Origin of the sequence: Pseudogracilibacillus sp. SE30717A (genome assembly GCF_037071985.1) — a bacterium.
Classification (GTDB): domain Bacteria; phylum Bacillota; class Bacilli; order Bacillales; family Amphibacillaceae; genus Pseudogracilibacillus.
The window spans coordinates 185,055-201,499 of sequence record NZ_JAXHDF010000008.1; the positions used below are offsets into that span (position 1 = coordinate 185,055).

The window sequence follows — 16,445 nt, forward strand, 5'->3', positions numbered from 1 at the left end:
TAATTAAAGGATAGAGTTATGAAAATTATGTAAATAATTTCATAATGAAGGACATTATGAAATTATTCTAGAAAATCTTTAAGTCGTTTACTTCTACTAGGGTGACGCAGTTTTCTAAGCGCTTTTGCTTCAATTTGACGAATTCGTTCTCGTGTAACACCAAATACTTTTCCTACTTCTTCAAGAGTACGGGTACGACCATCATCTAACCCAAAACGCAAACGTAATACATTCTCCTCACGATCAGTAAGTGTGTCAAGGACATCTTCTAATTGTTCCTTCAACAATTCATATGCGGCATGATCAGATGGAGAAACTGCTTCCTGATCTTCAATAAAATCACCTAAATGAGAATCATCTTCCTCACCGATTGGTGTCTCTAACGAAACTGGTTCTTGAGCTATTTTTTGAATATCTCTCACCTTTGCTGGAGATAATTCCATTTCTTTTCCAATTTCTTCTGGTGTAGGCTCTCTTCCAAGATCTTGTAGCAATTGACGTTGAACACGGATTAATTTATTGATCGTTTCTACCATATGAACTGGAATCCGGATAGTTCGTGCCTGATCTGCAATGGCTCTAGTTATTGCTTGTCTAATCCACCATGTTGCATACGTACTAAATTTAAATCCTTTTTCATGATCAAATTTTTCTACAGCTTTAATAAGACCCATATTCCCTTCTTGAATTAGATCTAAAAAAAGCATACCTCTACCAACATACCGTTTTGCAATACTGACAACAAGTCGTAAGTTTGCTTCTGCAAGCGCGCGACTTGCTTCTTCATCACCTTGTTTAATACGTTGAGCAAGCTTAACTTCTTCTTCTGCCGTTAATAAATCAACTCTGCCGATTTCCTTCAGATACATTCGAACTGGATCATTAATTTTAATGCCTAATGGTACGCTGAGGTCTCTTAGATTATCTTCATTGGTTAGGTCCTCTTTTAATGCCTCTTCATCTTCAGCATCACCAATAACCTCTACACCCTGCTCCTCGAGGTACTCATAAAATTCATCAATTTGTTCTGGTTCAATCTCAAAAGTTGATAAACGATCTGCTACTTCCTCATATGCTAATACACCATTCTTTTTTCCCGCTTCGAGCAATTCTTCTTTTACTTGCTCAAGTGTTGCATCATTTTCCATTGTTTGAGAAGATTTATTTTCTGACATAAGTCCCCTTCCCTCCTTATTACAAACTTATTTCATCTTTTTGAGCTGTTTCTCAATTTCGATTATTTCTAATCCAATTTTTGCTGCCAAAATTGGATTTTGTTCGCTTTTTTGCTTTTCTCTTAAAGTACGAAGATAAGTGATATCAGTGGCCTCCATTTTAATTTGATGAATATAATCATTTATTTCTTCTTCGGTAATTGCATCATTGACCTGTGTTAATGCTAATTCAGTCACAATTTTCTTTAATGAATCATCTTCAAGTTTATCAATCAGTTCACTTACATTGACCGTATTTTTCTCTTCGTAAAGAGCATATAAATGAGTTAAAATAATTTTATGGTGATCTATATTAAATCCAACACCCAATTTTTCTTGTACTTTATCAATAATAAATGGGTGTTTGAACATATGAGCCATTAATTTTCTTTCGGCATTTTGATATGCAGGCTGAATCATCACTTTTTGATACGTATAAGGTTTTGTATTAGTATTACTGTTATTTGCTGTGTTATCCTTTAAATTGTTTCTTTTTTTATATTGGTTAATATCATATTGTATAATTTCAGTTGATAAATTAAACTCTGTTGCAATTTCATTCACATAATATTCTCGCTCAATCGGACTTTCGATTGTCGCTAATTGTTTTATTATTTCTTCGATATAAGCAATTCTTTCACTATCAATAGAAAGATTATAATCCCTCTTTTTAACATACATAAAAAATTTAAAATATGTTTTGCTATAATCAATAACTTGCTTAATAAACTCTTCACCGCCATGAGCAGAAATATACTCATCCGGGTCCATATTATTCTTTACTTCTGCAACTTTTACTTCACAACCAATATTCTTTAACAATGTTGCAGCTTGATAACTTGCATTTACTCCAGCCTCGTCTGCATCATAACAAATAATTATTGTATCAACATAACGCTTTAATAAGCGAGCTTGATGTTCCGTTAATGATGTACCTAAAGTAGCAACTACATTTTTTATACCTGCTTGATAGGCTGTAATTACATCCATATACCCTTCAAAAAGGATTACTTCATTCTGTTTTCGAATATGATTTTTAGCTAAATTAAAGTTGTATAAAATACTTCCTTTATGAAACAATGCATGTTCTGGACTGTTTAAATATTTGGGAGTTTGATCTTGCAATGCTCTCGCACCAAAACCAACTGTTTTTCCTAAATGATTCTTAATTGGAAACATTATTCTTCCCCGAAAGGGATCAACAAACTCATTGTTTTCCCGGGGCGATAATAAACCAGCTTTCACTAAGAGTTGAGGATGAAAACCTTTTTTTTCTAAGAACTGTACAGTAAATTCACTATTCAATGGGGCAATCCCCAGTTGGAATTCATCCATAGTATTTTCATTTAATCCTCTATTTTGAAAGTACTCTAAGCCAAGCTTTCCATCGTCAGCATATTTTAAAAGATGGTGATAATACTTAGTAAGCCAATCATATGCAGATAATAATTGCTGATCCTCATCAGATAAGGATGTTTTATTTGAACGAGTTTCAGGTAATTGGATTCCTGCTCTATTAGCCAAAAACTGTATAGCCTCTATAAAAGTAAATGTCTCCATTTCCATTAAAAATGTGATGACATTCCCACCTTTACCACAGCCAAAACAGTGAAAAATTTGTTTTTCTTTCGTAACAGAAAATGATGGTGAATTTTCACTGTGGAAAGGACATAATCCAAAGTAATTTCGACCTTGTTTTTTTAATTGAACATATTCTTCAATTACTTCAACAATGTCATTTTCTCCTCGAATGCTTTCAATGACGTCTTCAGGTATCTCTGTAAACATGTCCACCACCAAATCTCATCTTTACTGATAATATACTAATTCTATACGATCCTTAAAAACTCCTGCATGTTTCGACAATCTTTTTAACAAATCGAAAAAAAAGTTCCTTCTTTTAATATTTCATTGTTTTAAAGAAGGAATGTTTCGTCTAAAATATCCATACTTACTTACTATATTCCCAAATATATCATTTTCTAAACGTACATACTTAGTACAACATAACATTATAGTATATATGTATTATATTGTCTAGTCAATTATGCTTTTATCTTTCCGATATTTTTGTAAAATAATATTTGCAGTTTCTTCTACTGCCTTATTTGATACGTCAATAACTTCACAACCTATTTTATCAACTATCTTATTAAAAAAAGTAAGTTCTTCATCGATTCGCTTTAACGTTGCGTATGTTGCATGATCTCCCAAACCAAGAGCTTTTAATCTTTCTTTTCGAATTTCATTTAATTTATCACTACTAATTCTAAGTCCAATACATCTTGACTTATCAATACGAAACAGTTCTTCTGGAGGATCTACTTCTGGAACTACTGGAACATTTGCAACTTTCAAACGCTGATGTGCTAAATATTGTGATAATGGGGTTTTTGATGTTCTAGAAACGCCAATAAGTACAATGTCTGCCCGAGATATTCCTCTAGGATCTCGTCCGTCATCATATCTAACAGCAAACTCAATGGCTTCTATTCGTTTAAAATAATCTTTGTCTAATTTATAAACTAATCCTGGTTCTAGTCTGGGCTCGTGTTTAAACGTTCTTTCCATTGCTTCCATCATTGGGCCCATAAAGTCTACCACTTCAATATTCATTTCTTTTGCTCTTTTGTTCATATAATTTCTTAATTCTGGATCTACTAATGTATATCCGATCAATGCTGTCTTATCTTTAACAATTTCTAACGTTTCATCAATCGTTGCTTTATCTTCCACATAAGGGATTCTTTGAATTTTATAATTTCCATTAGTAAATTGACTTAATCCAGCTTTAATAACGAGTTCGGCAGTTTCACCGACTGAGTCTGATAACACATATACAGATGGACTATTCATTTTTTATCCCTCTTTCTAAACTTGTTCATCAAGTATTAATTCTACAAATGCTTTTGTAATATTTGTCTTAGTAATTCTTCCGATAACATGTAAACCTTCTGGCATATCTTTGACAACAGGCAAGCCGTCAATCTGTTTATCGATTAATTTTTTGGCACTTTCAATAAGTAAATCTTCGGATCGACACACAGTTATATTCGGCATACGAGTCATAATAATATGTACGGGTATATTATTTAAATCCTGATTCCCTAAACTGGCACGAAGTAAATCTTTCCGTGATAGCACACCCGTTAAGCAACCAGGCTCATTTACAACAAATAAAGTCCCCACATCCCCAAGAAACATTGTTGAAATCGCATCATATACAGAAGCATCTTCCTTAACTACTACTGGTACAGACTGAAATTGTTTCACTTTAAATTTTTTAACTTTTTCTGTAAGCAGTTCTGAGCCTGTTTTACCTGTGAAAAAATAACCGACACGCGGACGCGCATCCAAATAGCCTGCCATTGTTAAGATAGCTAGGTCTGGCCGCAATGTTGCTCTTGACAAATTTAATTTTTCAGCAATTTGTTCCCCAGTAATTGGGCCATTTTCTTTTACAATTTCTATTATTATTTCTTGACGCTCTGATAACTCCACTTTTTCACCACCTACCTATCTCCATGTGATGCTTCCTTTACGTACTATTATAGTATAAATAGTGATAAAAAGAAAAAGCCTATTCAACTATATCTATATTAAGCTGATATAGGCTTTTTACTTACTATTGATGTTGTTTCCATTCAATTTGGGTCATATCTGCATACTGTTCAATTAGATTGGAAAGATGATATACGAGTGAAAGACGATTTCGTTTGATCCGTTCATCTTCAGCCATTACCATATTATGTTCAAAAAATGTATGAATTGGTTCTGCTAGTTTACTTAACTGTGAAAGAGCTTCTTCCGCATCCGCTTTTGTTTCTGCTTTCGAAAATGAATCGCGAATAGATAAGAATGTGTTGTACAATTGTTGTTCAGAATCTGTTTGAAATAAAGACTCTTCTATTACATTCTCTTGATGTTTCTTACCTAAATTCATTACCCTAACAAGCGCTTCTTGCACCGGTCTAAATGAGTCATCATTTCTTTTTTGTGATAATAATTTTGCTTTTTCTGCTGTATAATAAAAAATTCCAACTTGATTAGTTACTACTGATTTAACTACATCTTGTTCAATCTCTCGTTCCGTTAAAATATAGGTGGCTCTATTTTTTATAAAATGATGAATATCTTCTTTTATTTTTTCATCCGTTATATCGTACAGATCTTCCGTAATGTTTAGCAAGCTTTCAACAGAAAGATCCCATTTCTGATCCAATAAAATTCGTAAGATTCCAATGGCCTGTCTTCTCAAACCATAAGGATCCTGTGAACCGGTAGGTACGAGTCCTACAGAAATACATCCTATTATTGTATCGAGTTTATCAGCGATAGCTACGATAGCCCCTACTTCAGTACTCGGCAAGCTGCCATTTGATTGAACAGGTAAATAATGCTCTTTAATAGCCTTTGCAACTTCTTCTTTTTCACCAAAATGAAGTGCATACTTTTCTCCCATAATTCCTTGTAATTCAGGGAATTCATTTACCATATCAGTAACTAAATCAAATTTACATATTTCGGCTGCTCTTACGGCTAAATTAGTTAGCCTTTCATCTAGACCTAATTGATTGCAGATTTTTTGTGTAATCAAAGAAATATTTTGCGATTTTTCGTAAATCGTACCTATTTTGTCTTGAAAAACGACTGTTTTAAGTTTTTCCAAATAAAAATCGATGGAATGCTTTTGATCTTCATCATAAAAGAAAGCAGCATCTGCCAAGCGAGCTCGTAGGACTTTTTCATTTCCACGAATCACATTTGTTATTTCTTTGTCATCTCCATTACGCACACCGACAAAATAAGAAAGTAATGAACCATTTTCTTCTGTCAATACAGGGAAATAGCGTTGGTGTTCTGCCATAGAAGTGATTAACGTTTCAGATGGAAGATTTAAATATTCTTCTTCAAACTGTCCATAAAAAGCAGTAGGGTATTCAACTAAGTTTCTCACTTCTTCCAGTAAATCTTTTTCAACCGAAATATAATAGCCCGTTTCTTTTGCAAGTTCGTCAATTTGTTCAACAATAATCTTTTCTCGTTTAAATGGGTCAGCAATTACATAATTTTTTTCCAGCATAGTTTCATACATTAATGGATCAGTAAGAATGCATTTATCTCCTAAGAAACGATGTCCATATGTCACATTATCTGTTTTAACATGAGCTACTTCAAACGGAATAACTTTATTATCATAAAGGGCGACTAACCAACGGATCGGTCGGGCGAATCGATATGTATCGCTTCCCCACCGCATTGTTTGCGGAAAATGAATGGATGAAATGATATCTGCAAAACCTGGTAAAATATCCTCCGTTTTTTTCCCATCAATTCGTTTTTCTATAAAAATATATCGGGTATTTTTCACTTCTTTCATATAAATATCTTCTGGATTTTTCCCTTGTCCTTTAGTGAAACCGATTGCCGCTTTTGACCATTCACCGTTCTCATCTTTTGCAATTTTCTCTTGGGGCCCTCTTACCTCTTCGGTTATTGTCGTTTGATAGTCCGCTATCGAATGAATTTGAACTGCAAGACGGCGAGGAGTGGAGTATGTCTTGATTTTTTCAAATTGTATATGATTTTCCTCTAACCACTTCTTCGTAAGATTGTATAATTGTTTTTCTGCTTGATCAATAAATCTTGCTGGTAATTCTTCTAAACCAATCTCAAATAATACATGCTTACTCATTATTTTTTTCCTCCATTTTAAGCATTGGAAATCCTAAGCGCTCTCTTTCTTTAATATAAGCCTTCGCAATGCTTCTTGCTAAGTTCCTAACTCTAGCTATATAACCTGTTCTTTCCGTTACCGAAATGACACCTTTCGCATCTAATAAGTTAAATGTATGTGAACATTTTAGAACATAATCATATGCCGGAAAAATCAACCCTTTTTCCATTGTCGCTTTCGCTTCTTCTTCATATAGCGAAAACAAAGTAAATAGTGTCTCTGTATTTGATGTTTCAAATGCATATGTTGAGTGCTCATATTCCGGCTGAAGAAAAATATCTTTAACCGTAACTCCATCTACCCATTCTAAGTCAAAAACATTTTCTTTATCCTGAATATAAGAAGCCAATCTTTCAATCCCGTACGTAAGTTCAACCGCAACTGGGTCTGCCTCTAATCCACCTATTTGCTGAAAATAAGTAAATTGAGTAATTTCCATTCCATCTAACCAAACTTCCCATCCGAGACCTGAGGCTCCAAGTGTTGGATTTTCCCAATTATCTTCTACAAATCGAATATCATGATGTAATGGATTAATTCCCAACTTAACTAGTGACTCTAAATAAAGATCTTGAATATTATCCGGGGATGGCTTCATAATCACTTGAAACTGGTGATGCTGATAAAGTCTATTTGGATTTTCACCATATCTGCCATCGTCAGGCCTACGTGAAGGCTCTACATAAGCTACATTCCAAGGTTCTGGACCAAGACTTCTTAATAAAGTCATTGGTGACATTGTCCCTGCCCCTTTTTCTACATCATAGGCTTGCATTAAAATACAGTCATGTTTTGACCAATAGTTTTGTAACGTTAAAATCATTTCTTGGATATTCATTGCTTCTCTCCTTAAAATTAGATTGATACAAGAGTGTTTTTTGCGTCATTTCATACAAAAAAATCCGTCCCTATGCCTTTTTTCTATAAAAAGACATAGGGACGGATTCTTGCCCGCGGTTCCACCCTATTTGCTGTTCACTTAATTGTTTCCAGCCACTTTATTAATTATAAATGCTCCAGGGTGCCTCCGTCATTGTGCTATTATCCAGCTCTCACCTTCCTGGACTCGCTATAAATAGGAATACAACACGTTTATCCCCTTCGTTGCATATTGTTACAAATAAATCATACACAATCTTCTGGTCTTTTGCAACAAAAATCATTTTATCTTTATTCATTAAACAAATCTAATTGGGATAAGAATTTTCTTGACTTAAGTACATAACCCCCATATTGATCATAATAATGGTTTAAAAGCGTCCGTAAAAGCTGGATGTTTTTTTCTTTTACTGAAATATTTCCAACTCGCTCTAGTCCGACACTCCCAAAAATTGTCATTAATCTCGACATGGAATTTTCAAGCCTAATTGCTCTATGATCTAAATGTGAACATTCGACACATAGTAAGCCCCCTTCTTGAATTGAAAATATAAAAGGATGTTCTTTTTTACCACAGTTTACACATTGATCAACAATTGGAGCAAAACCACCCTTTTTATACATTTTCATTTCATACATCATGACTGGGATCATAAATAGTTCCTTCTCATTAATCCAATCAAGTGTTTGACAAAGTTGATCGTATATAAAAGGGTCGGGTTCACTCTGTTCCAATAACTTATCTGTTAATTCAATTATATAAGATGCGTAAGCAGTTTTTTCAATATTTTCTCGAATGTGACGATGGGATTTAATAATACCTCCTTGTTGTAACGTGCTAAGTCCCTTCGTAACATAAATTAAAAATTCTCCTCGGATAAAAACTTGTGATAGTGAACTTAATTTACTTTTAGGCTTATTTGCACCACGTGCAATTGCTGTCAATTTACCCATTTGTTTTGTAAAAATAGTAATTATTTTATGAGTTTCCCCGTAGTCCCGGGTTTTTAAGACAATTCCTTCAACTTGTTTTAGCATATAATTTTCTCCTCAATACTATATGCTACATTTTTGTTTGAAAGGTTGCAATATCTTCGCTCTTTAGTTCTTCCTTTTCTAGCTGTTCATTTTCTAACTGTTTCAACAATAAATAGGTTTCAACGTTTCCTGTTTGCAGAAATAAATTCCAGATCATATTGTTCACAAGAAACCTTCCTTTCCTTTATTTTGTTGTATTTTGAAAATGTAACTTACTATTAGAATTTCCTAAATCAGAACAATAATGAATATTAATTTTTACCAATGTTATTCATTATTGAAACCATATTGCATTAATAATGACTGTCTATTACGCCAATCCTTTTGAACTTTTACCCATAAATCTAAATACACTTTTTTATCCGTCATTGTTTCAATTTCATTTCTCGCTTCCTGCCCAATTTTTTTAAGCATACTACCTTGTTTTCCGATTAAAATACCTTTTTGTGATTTTCGTTCTGTTATGATCACTGCTTGAATATATATTCTATTGTGGCTTCTTTCCTCCATCTTCTCAATCATCACATTAATGGAATGAGGTACCTCTTCTTTTGTGTGAATTAATACTTTCTCTCTAATTAATTCACTATACAAAAATGTCTCTGTTTTATCTGTAATTTGTTCTTCGTCGTAATATTTTGGCCCTACAGGTAAATGCTTTTTAATTAAAGAAATTAAATTGCCGACATTGTTTCCATTTAAGGCCGAAATAGGAATTACCTCTTCAAAATCACATTTATCTTTATATTGATCAATAATTGGAAACAACTGGTCTGGATGAATTAAATCAACCTTATTAATCAATAAGAAAACAGGACTAGAAACTTTTTTTAACTTTTCTAGTATAAATTCATCACCTTTTCCGTATCCCTCTTTTGCATTAATCATAAATAAAACTACATCTACATCTTCTAAAGATTGAATCGATACATCAACCATAAAGTCACCTAGACGATGCTTTGGTTTATGAATTCCCGGGGTATCGATAAAAATAATCTGTGAATCTTCTTCTGAAACAATTCCGTGGATCGTATGTCGTGTAGTTTGTATTTTGTCACTTATGATGGAAATCTTTTCACCGATAATTTGATTCATTAAAGTTGATTTACCGACATTTGGTCTTCCAATAATAGTGACAAAGCCTGAGTGATGTTCTTCTGTCATTTTGCTCCTCCTGATTGTCCTGTTATTTTACATATAATACTACATAACAGATTAAAATTTAATGATTTCGACAAAGCTTATAAAAGAAAGATGTTTTTCGCAACTTTTCGCAAAATTATTCATGGATACATTTCAACATATTCATCTTTACTCAATCAGTGAAAAAGAACTAAAAGCTTAAGACGGCCGTTTATCGACGTACAAATTGGAGAGCTTCTAATGAAATAAAGGATACACGGCAGCTACTAAGAGCCAATGTTGACTATTCCCCAACGGTATAAGGGCGTCAAAGCATCTGTCTAAAGCCAATCAGCATGTCTTCTTCATCGTAGGAAGAAGATCGAAATTTGCTAGTCGTCGAGTGATTATGCAAGACGAAGCTCTTTCTGTAAGTTAAGCACATTGAAAGTACAATTATAATTTCCTCAACTTTCGCACCAACAAAGTGAGTTTAAGCAGATACGTCGATTAACTCATAAATGCTTCCAATTAGAGTCTTGACAACCTTAATCATGATAAAGCTATTTGCATAAAAGTACGTAAACTGCGCAGTAACTGCATCAATTTTATTAATTTCCGGAAACCGCTTCGGAAAAATACTTCGCTTTCCGCGGGCACGGCCTCAGCTTCTGTAGCTTCTCGTTAACGAGAAGCTACAGGGATCTTCGGACTCGTGGGACTGCCACTAACGTTCGTCCCATCGAGAACCATTTGCTGTTCCTGCAGGAGTCTTCGTATTTTTCCTACGCTAGCATGTAAATTTTATTCAATAGAAAGAATGTCGGCATCTAAATTTAGTCAACAGTTACCATCCTAGCGGAGGAAATATGTGAAGACTCCTATGGGAGCATAGGCCTAGATGAGACCCCGCAACGAGCAAAGCGAGAGAGGAGGCTCAGCAGCCGCCCATGGTAAAGGAGACACTGTGAAAGCAAGCGTAAGCGCAGCTCGAACAGATATCGCTCTTATGCCCGTGGTGAAAGCGAAACATATTTCCGCAGCGGTTTTATCAGTTCATCCCTAAATATTTATTTACTGCACAGTTTTCATCATATGCGACGATGAAAATATTTTGGAATATAATTGTATTTTCAAGCAACTAGTTACCTCAAAAATCAACTACGGATATGGATCTCTATACTCCCTAATTCTTCTAAGGTTTATTACGCTGCGAAAGTTGAGTAATTTCCTATGCGATAAAAAAACCCTTATCGGGTCAAAAAATCTTAGGAATAAAAATAATAAATCCAATAACAACTGAGGTGATTGCAGAAATTAGGACGACAGCAGCAGATATATCCTTAATAATTTTTGCTTGCGGATGTATTTCCGGCTTTAAATAATCGATCAGACGTTCAATTAGACTATTTATTAATTCGGATAGTAATACCAAACTGATCATAGAGATAATGAACATCCATTCTATGTTTGATAATTTAAAATAAAAACTAATGATAACGATGATTAATGCAATATAAAGATGTATCCGGAAATTCCGCTCTCGAAGAAAGGCTTCTTTTAGCCCATTTAATGCAAACTTCATCCCAATTCCGTTTTTACGTTTATCTTTCAAGACTAAACTCCTCTAAAATAGCCTCTTGTTTTTGGAACATAATTTTTTCATTCTCTTTATCATCGTGTGTGTACCCTAACAAATGAAGGAAACCATGGATAGCTAAAAATGTTAGTTCTCTTTCAAATGAATGATTAAAACGAATCGACTGTTCTTTTACTTTATCAATCGAAATAATAATATCACCCAATTGGAGTGGCCCCTGGTAAATCTCATTGTCCAGTTCCATAAAAGGATTATCCATTTCAAAAGACAATACATCCGTAGGTTCATTTTTATTTCTATATTGATTATTTAACTTTTTCATCTCTTCATTTTCAACAATACTTAGTGATAATTCTACTTCATTCATAATTTTTTCTTTACTTGCAGCGAAAGATAATGCTTCTTTTAATAGTCCAATATGAGAATCGGATAAAGTATTTGTATTATCCGTTATATCAATTTCTATCGTCATTTAATTTGCCTCCTTCGTCGGATACTGTATTCTGGAGTGAAAAATACCTTTTAGTGCTTCACAAACTGTTTCCCGTATAATATGCAACTCTTCAATCGTGATCGGTGTATCATCTAGTTGGCCATCCATTAGTTTATTATTAACGATCGAGCTAACAATTTCTTCTATACGTTCAGGTGAAGGTTCTTTTAATGATCGAACTGCTGCTTCCGCCGAATCACAAATAGAGATAATTGCTCCTTCTCTAGTAGATGGCTTTGGTCCAGGATAACGAAAATCTTCCTCTTTGACCTCCTCATCTGTTTCTTTCGCTTTATGATAAAAATAACTTACTAGAGATGTGCCATGATGCTGCATAGCTATATCAATTATTTCTTTAGGTAACTTGTGTTCTTTTAGCATATTTGCGCCTTCTGTTGCATGACTAATAATAATTTCAGCACTTTTTTTAGGTTCGATAAAATCATGTGGATTACGAATCGCAACTTGATTTTCAATAAAATAATGAGGTTTTTGAGTTTTTCCTATATCGTGATAATATGACCCTACACGAGCAAGTAATCCATTAGCGCCAATTGCTTCACAAGCAGATTCACTTAGATTAGCGACCATCACTGAGTGGTGATATGTTCCCGGCGCTTCAGTTAATAATTTGCGTAGAAGGGGTTGATTTGGATTTGCCAAAGCAAGTAATTTTCCATCTGAAAGTATCCCTAAACCAGTCTCAAAAAATGGTAATAGACCAATTGTCAATACCGCAGATAAAACAGCAGCCCCAATTCCAAAAGCGGAATGAATTAGCAAACTGACTAATTCAAATTTTTCAAATGAAAGTAATATATACATGGAAATAGTCATAATATTTATTATAGCCATTCCAAATGCTGCCCGTATTATCGTACCTCTATCTTTAATATTCGTTAAAAAAACAATGCCTGCCATTTGAAAAAAGAAAAAGTATAGTCCTGCTTCTACATTTAACGTACCAGGTATTTCTCCATTAAATATAATACTTCCTAGGATAGAATAGACAATAGAAAAAACAATACTGATTCGTTCATAAATAAGTATTTTTAAGAGCATGACCCCTGTAGCAATCGGGACCAATAAGTATAACTGGTTAAGCTGATCTGTGTATAAGCTGACAATTTTCATCAACGCTATTAAAATGATACTAATTAAAATAACAGCTGATATTTTTCCTTTATCTAATTCTTCACGTCTATATAATCGATTTAATTCATACCCGATTAAACCGACGATCATAATTATGAATACAGTCAACCCAATTCCTGGATAGATGCTTTTTTGTTTATTTAATAAACCTACAAGTTTTAAATCTTCAAATATTTCATTCGTAATAATTTGCCCTTCACGTACAATAATATCCCCGCTTCTAATAATAACCGGTTCAACGTTACTAGCAGCTTCTTTTCTTGCTTCCATTGTTTTTTCCACATCAAAGAACGAATTTTCGACTATTGCAAAATCTATAAGTTCTTCCAACGTTTCTTTAACATCTGCTTGTAATGTTGAGTATTTAATAACCGAACTGACTTCTTCTTTTGCACCTTGAATATTTTCAATACGTACCCCACTGTTCAGAACTTTTTTAGTTGCTTTTAAAAATACTTCCTTTCCATGAGTACGTTCTTTTTCTTCTAGTTGAATTAAGTGCATAAAAACAATATCGTCGACTTTATCAGTAATTTCAGATGACAAGATTTCTTGTAATTGATAAACGATTTCTTCATAAGTTAGTTGTTCTACTGGTTCTTCGTCTTCCTTGTCATTTTTGCCTTTTTTTACTTTTGGCTCGTTTGTCAGAGTGTCTACAGCATCAAATATTTCATTTAAATAATTAAGCTGTTCCTCCGTTATTTCTTCTAATATCGTATAGCGATCCCCAACCGATAAGACCGTTTCACGCATTTTCCGCTCCGTTTCCACTTCATTCTCCATTGTAATCGGAGATCGAATTGTTTCTTTTGCACGATCAAATCGCTCTACATCGTACGTTTGCGAGTAAACATTATTCATCGTTATAAAAAAGAAAAAGACACCTAAAATGAAGATAGGCAAAAATACAGCAACCCATTTAGATTTATGGTTAAAAATTGAAAATATTTTATTTAAAACTTTCTTCACTACATCCACCCCAATTGCCGCCCTTTAATACCAGATGATTAATTGTTATTTTCATAAGCGTGAATAATTTTTTGTACAAGCGGGTGACGAACAACATCTGATTCTTCTAAATAAACAAATGCTATCTCTTTAACGCTTGTTAACAGCCTATTTGCAACCCTTAGTCCTGATTCAACACCTTTTGGCAAGTCTACCTGAGTAATATCTCCAGTAATAATCATTTTTGAACCAAATCCTAATCGGGTTAGAAACATTTTCATCTGCGCCGGTGTTGTGTTTTGAGCTTCATCTAAAATAACAAAGGCATTATCTAATGTTCTACCCCGCATATAAGCTAAAGGTGCAATTTCTATTATCTCTTTCTCAATTAATCGTGCAGCTTGATCTCTACCTAACACATCATTTAAAGCATCATATAACGGCCTTAAATACGGATCGACTTTCTCTTTTAAATCGCCCGGTAAAAATCCTAAACTTTCTCCCGCCTCTACAGCCGGTCTTGTCAAGATAATCCGTTTTGTCTGGCCATCTTTTAATGCGTGTACAGCTTTAACAACTGCTAAATACGTTTTACCAGTTCCGGCTGGCCCAATTCCGAAAACTAAATCATGTTTTTGGATAGCATTAACATACGTTCGTTGACCTAACGTTTTAACACGGATAGACTTTCCGCTATGACTTTTAGTAATTTCATCTTCAAATAATGTTTCGAATTGATTTATTTTTCCTTCTTTTGCAAGTTTTATAGCATATAATACGTCTCTTTCCGTAATTATAAGCCCTTTTTTAATGACATTCAATAAAGTATTTAAAACAACTTCAACTAATTTAATATGCCGACCTGAAACTTGAATTTGTTCTCCTCGCGTTATAATTCTAACATCTAACTGCTCTTCAATTCGTTTAAGAAAATTATCGTTATTCCCGAATAACTCTCTAGCCTCATTTGAATTATTTATTTGCAAGTCAATTTGTTCCAAGTTATCCTCCATTATTTAACTCCTTTTTGCATTAATCAATATTGATTATTTTTCCTATTGCAATATTTTCCAAAACGCTAATATATAAGTTCAGTTTAACTTTACCATTCTCTACTGATTCATGCAAAACATAATATTTTATTATTTCGGAGTCTTTTCCAAGCTTTAATTGTAAGTCATTTTTAACGTGTTCAATCGCAATATTTTTCGCTTCTTCTTCACTTCTTACCTGATTAAATGAGGCTTTATTATAAATTGTTTTCTCAGTGACCGAAAAAGGTAATTTCCATTTAATAAGGTATAAAGGATTATTTATTTTTTCTTCAAAAAATTGCTCATATGGAACCTCTTTAAAACCCCAAATTGGTAATTCTACATTCCCAATATTCAAGTAATACTTTTTGTGCTTATCACCTGTTAATTTCTCTTCGTGGTGATACATGGAACTGCTAACTGATATTTCATACCATGTAGTTGCATACACTTTTCCTTCAGCAGATATAATTATTTTATTGTTCGTTGGTATTTCTTCGTTTTCATCTTCTTCATCTGGATCTTCTTCTAGGGTTCCATTGACGAGTAAATCCCCTTTTTGTACGTAATCATTAATGGTTACTGCGGGCGAGCCTTTTTTAATAAACATTTTTTGTATGATACCATTTTTAGCTGCTATTAAATGCTGAGCAGGTAAAGGTTCCTCTTCTTTTACTATCAGCTTTTCAACTGCGTCTACCGTATAGGTTGTCCCCTTTTTTTCAATTCCTATATACAGTAATTCAGGTATTTTATGTAATATTTGTTGCTGTACAATATCTAAAGACTCCAAAGAATAGGACCATGCTCCTTCATATAAACCGTAAGCAGCTAATTCTTTATTTAATTTATTTTCAATATCTTCTGTTACCCCATTTACTTCTACCTTCCATATAATATTTGATAGAAAAAATAGAATTGAAATCGATAGAACAATAGATATTACTAATTCTTTTCGATTCCATAATCGCTCAAGACGATTTAAATAACCACCTTTATTTATTACTTCTATCGTGTAAGGAGATTGATCAGCAATTGCTTTTACTTTATTTAAATGGACAAGATATACCTTACCTAAACATTGTTTGTTATTAAGCTTTTTAACATTCCAAACAATGATATTTTGATCTGCACATAGCTGAAAAAAATATTCTGGTTGTTCTCCTTGAACTTGTACAGTAATATAACCTACAATATTCTTACCTTGTACTCGTTTCATATA

14 protein-coding genes are annotated in these 16,445 nt (G+C 33.6%); all 14 read right to left on the reverse strand.

All coding sequences use genetic code 11. The features are described from left to right. Positions 1 to 62: 62 nt before the first annotated feature. The gene (gene rpoD, locus SPD48_RS14125) at positions 63 to 1,175 is read right to left on the reverse strand and encodes an RNA polymerase sigma factor RpoD (protein ID WP_336258768.1); all 1,113 of its coding nucleotides are present in this window, start codon (positions 1,173 to 1,175) and stop codon (positions 63 to 65) included. A gap of 27 nt (positions 1,176 to 1,202) precedes the next feature. Next, positions 1,203 to 3,002 (reverse strand): DNA primase, encoded by a 1,800-nt coding sequence (gene dnaG, locus SPD48_RS14130; RefSeq protein ID WP_336258769.1) that lies wholly within the window; start codon positions 3,000 to 3,002, stop codon positions 1,203 to 1,205. 249 nt (positions 3,003 to 3,251) lie between these two features. Further along, complete coding sequence (locus SPD48_RS14135; protein WP_336258770.1) at positions 3,252 to 4,070, reverse strand: pyruvate, water dikinase regulatory protein; 819 nt, start codon at positions 4,068 to 4,070, stop codon at positions 3,252 to 3,254. A 15-nt stretch (positions 4,071 to 4,085) separates the two neighbouring features. Continuing rightward, a complete protein-coding gene (locus tag SPD48_RS14140; RefSeq protein ID WP_336258771.1) occupies positions 4,086 to 4,715 on the reverse strand; it encodes a helix-turn-helix transcriptional regulator in 630 nt (209 codons plus the stop codon). A 124-nt stretch (positions 4,716 to 4,839) separates the two neighbouring features. Next, a complete protein-coding gene (gene glyS / locus SPD48_RS14145) occupies positions 4,840 to 6,909 on the reverse strand; it encodes a glycine--tRNA ligase subunit beta (RefSeq protein WP_336258772.1) in 2,070 nt (689 codons plus the stop codon). Continuing rightward, positions 6,902 to 7,789 (reverse strand): glycine--tRNA ligase subunit alpha, encoded by an 888-nt coding sequence (glyQ, locus tag SPD48_RS14150; RefSeq protein ID WP_336258773.1) that lies wholly within the window; start codon positions 7,787 to 7,789, stop codon positions 6,902 to 6,904. Before glyQ ends, glyS begins: the two co-directional genes overlap by 8 nt. 332 nt (positions 7,790 to 8,121) lie before the next feature. Next, positions 8,122 to 8,868: a DNA repair protein RecO gene (gene recO, locus SPD48_RS14155; protein ID WP_336258774.1), complete on the reverse strand. Its 747-nt coding sequence runs from the start codon at positions 8,866 to 8,868 to the stop codon at positions 8,122 to 8,124. A gap of 25 nt (positions 8,869 to 8,893) precedes the next feature. After that, positions 8,894 to 9,025: a YqzL family protein gene (locus tag SPD48_RS14160; protein WP_442962161.1), complete on the reverse strand. Its 132-nt coding sequence runs from the start codon at positions 9,023 to 9,025 to the stop codon at positions 8,894 to 8,896. Positions 9,026 to 9,135: 110 nt separating this feature from the next. Continuing rightward, entirely contained in the window at positions 9,136 to 10,032 is an 897-nt protein-coding gene (gene era / locus SPD48_RS14165; protein ID WP_336258776.1) for a GTPase Era, read from the reverse strand. A 1,216-nt stretch (positions 10,033 to 11,248) separates the two neighbouring features. Then, the gene (locus SPD48_RS14170; RefSeq protein WP_336258777.1) at positions 11,249 to 11,605 is read right to left on the reverse strand and encodes a diacylglycerol kinase family protein; all 357 of its coding nucleotides are present in this window, start codon (positions 11,603 to 11,605) and stop codon (positions 11,249 to 11,251) included. Beyond that, positions 11,595 to 12,056, reverse strand: a complete 462-nt coding sequence (ybeY, locus tag SPD48_RS14175; RefSeq protein ID WP_336258828.1) for an rRNA maturation RNase YbeY — start codon at positions 12,054 to 12,056, stop codon at positions 11,595 to 11,597. The genes SPD48_RS14170 and ybeY overlap by 11 nt, the downstream gene beginning before the upstream one ends. Positions 12,057 to 12,062: 6 nt before the next feature. Continuing rightward, entirely contained in the window at positions 12,063 to 14,210 is a 2,148-nt protein-coding gene (locus SPD48_RS14180; RefSeq protein ID WP_336258778.1) for an HD family phosphohydrolase, read from the reverse strand. 38 nt (positions 14,211 to 14,248) lie between these two features. Beyond that, complete coding sequence (locus SPD48_RS14185; protein WP_336258779.1) at positions 14,249 to 15,202, reverse strand: PhoH family protein; 954 nt, start codon at positions 15,200 to 15,202, stop codon at positions 14,249 to 14,251. 19 nt (positions 15,203 to 15,221) lie between these two features. Then, positions 15,222 to 16,442 (reverse strand): sporulation protein YqfD, encoded by a 1,221-nt coding sequence (yqfD, locus tag SPD48_RS14190; RefSeq protein WP_336258780.1) that lies wholly within the window; start codon positions 16,440 to 16,442, stop codon positions 15,222 to 15,224. Positions 16,443 to 16,445: the final 3 nt, after the last annotated feature.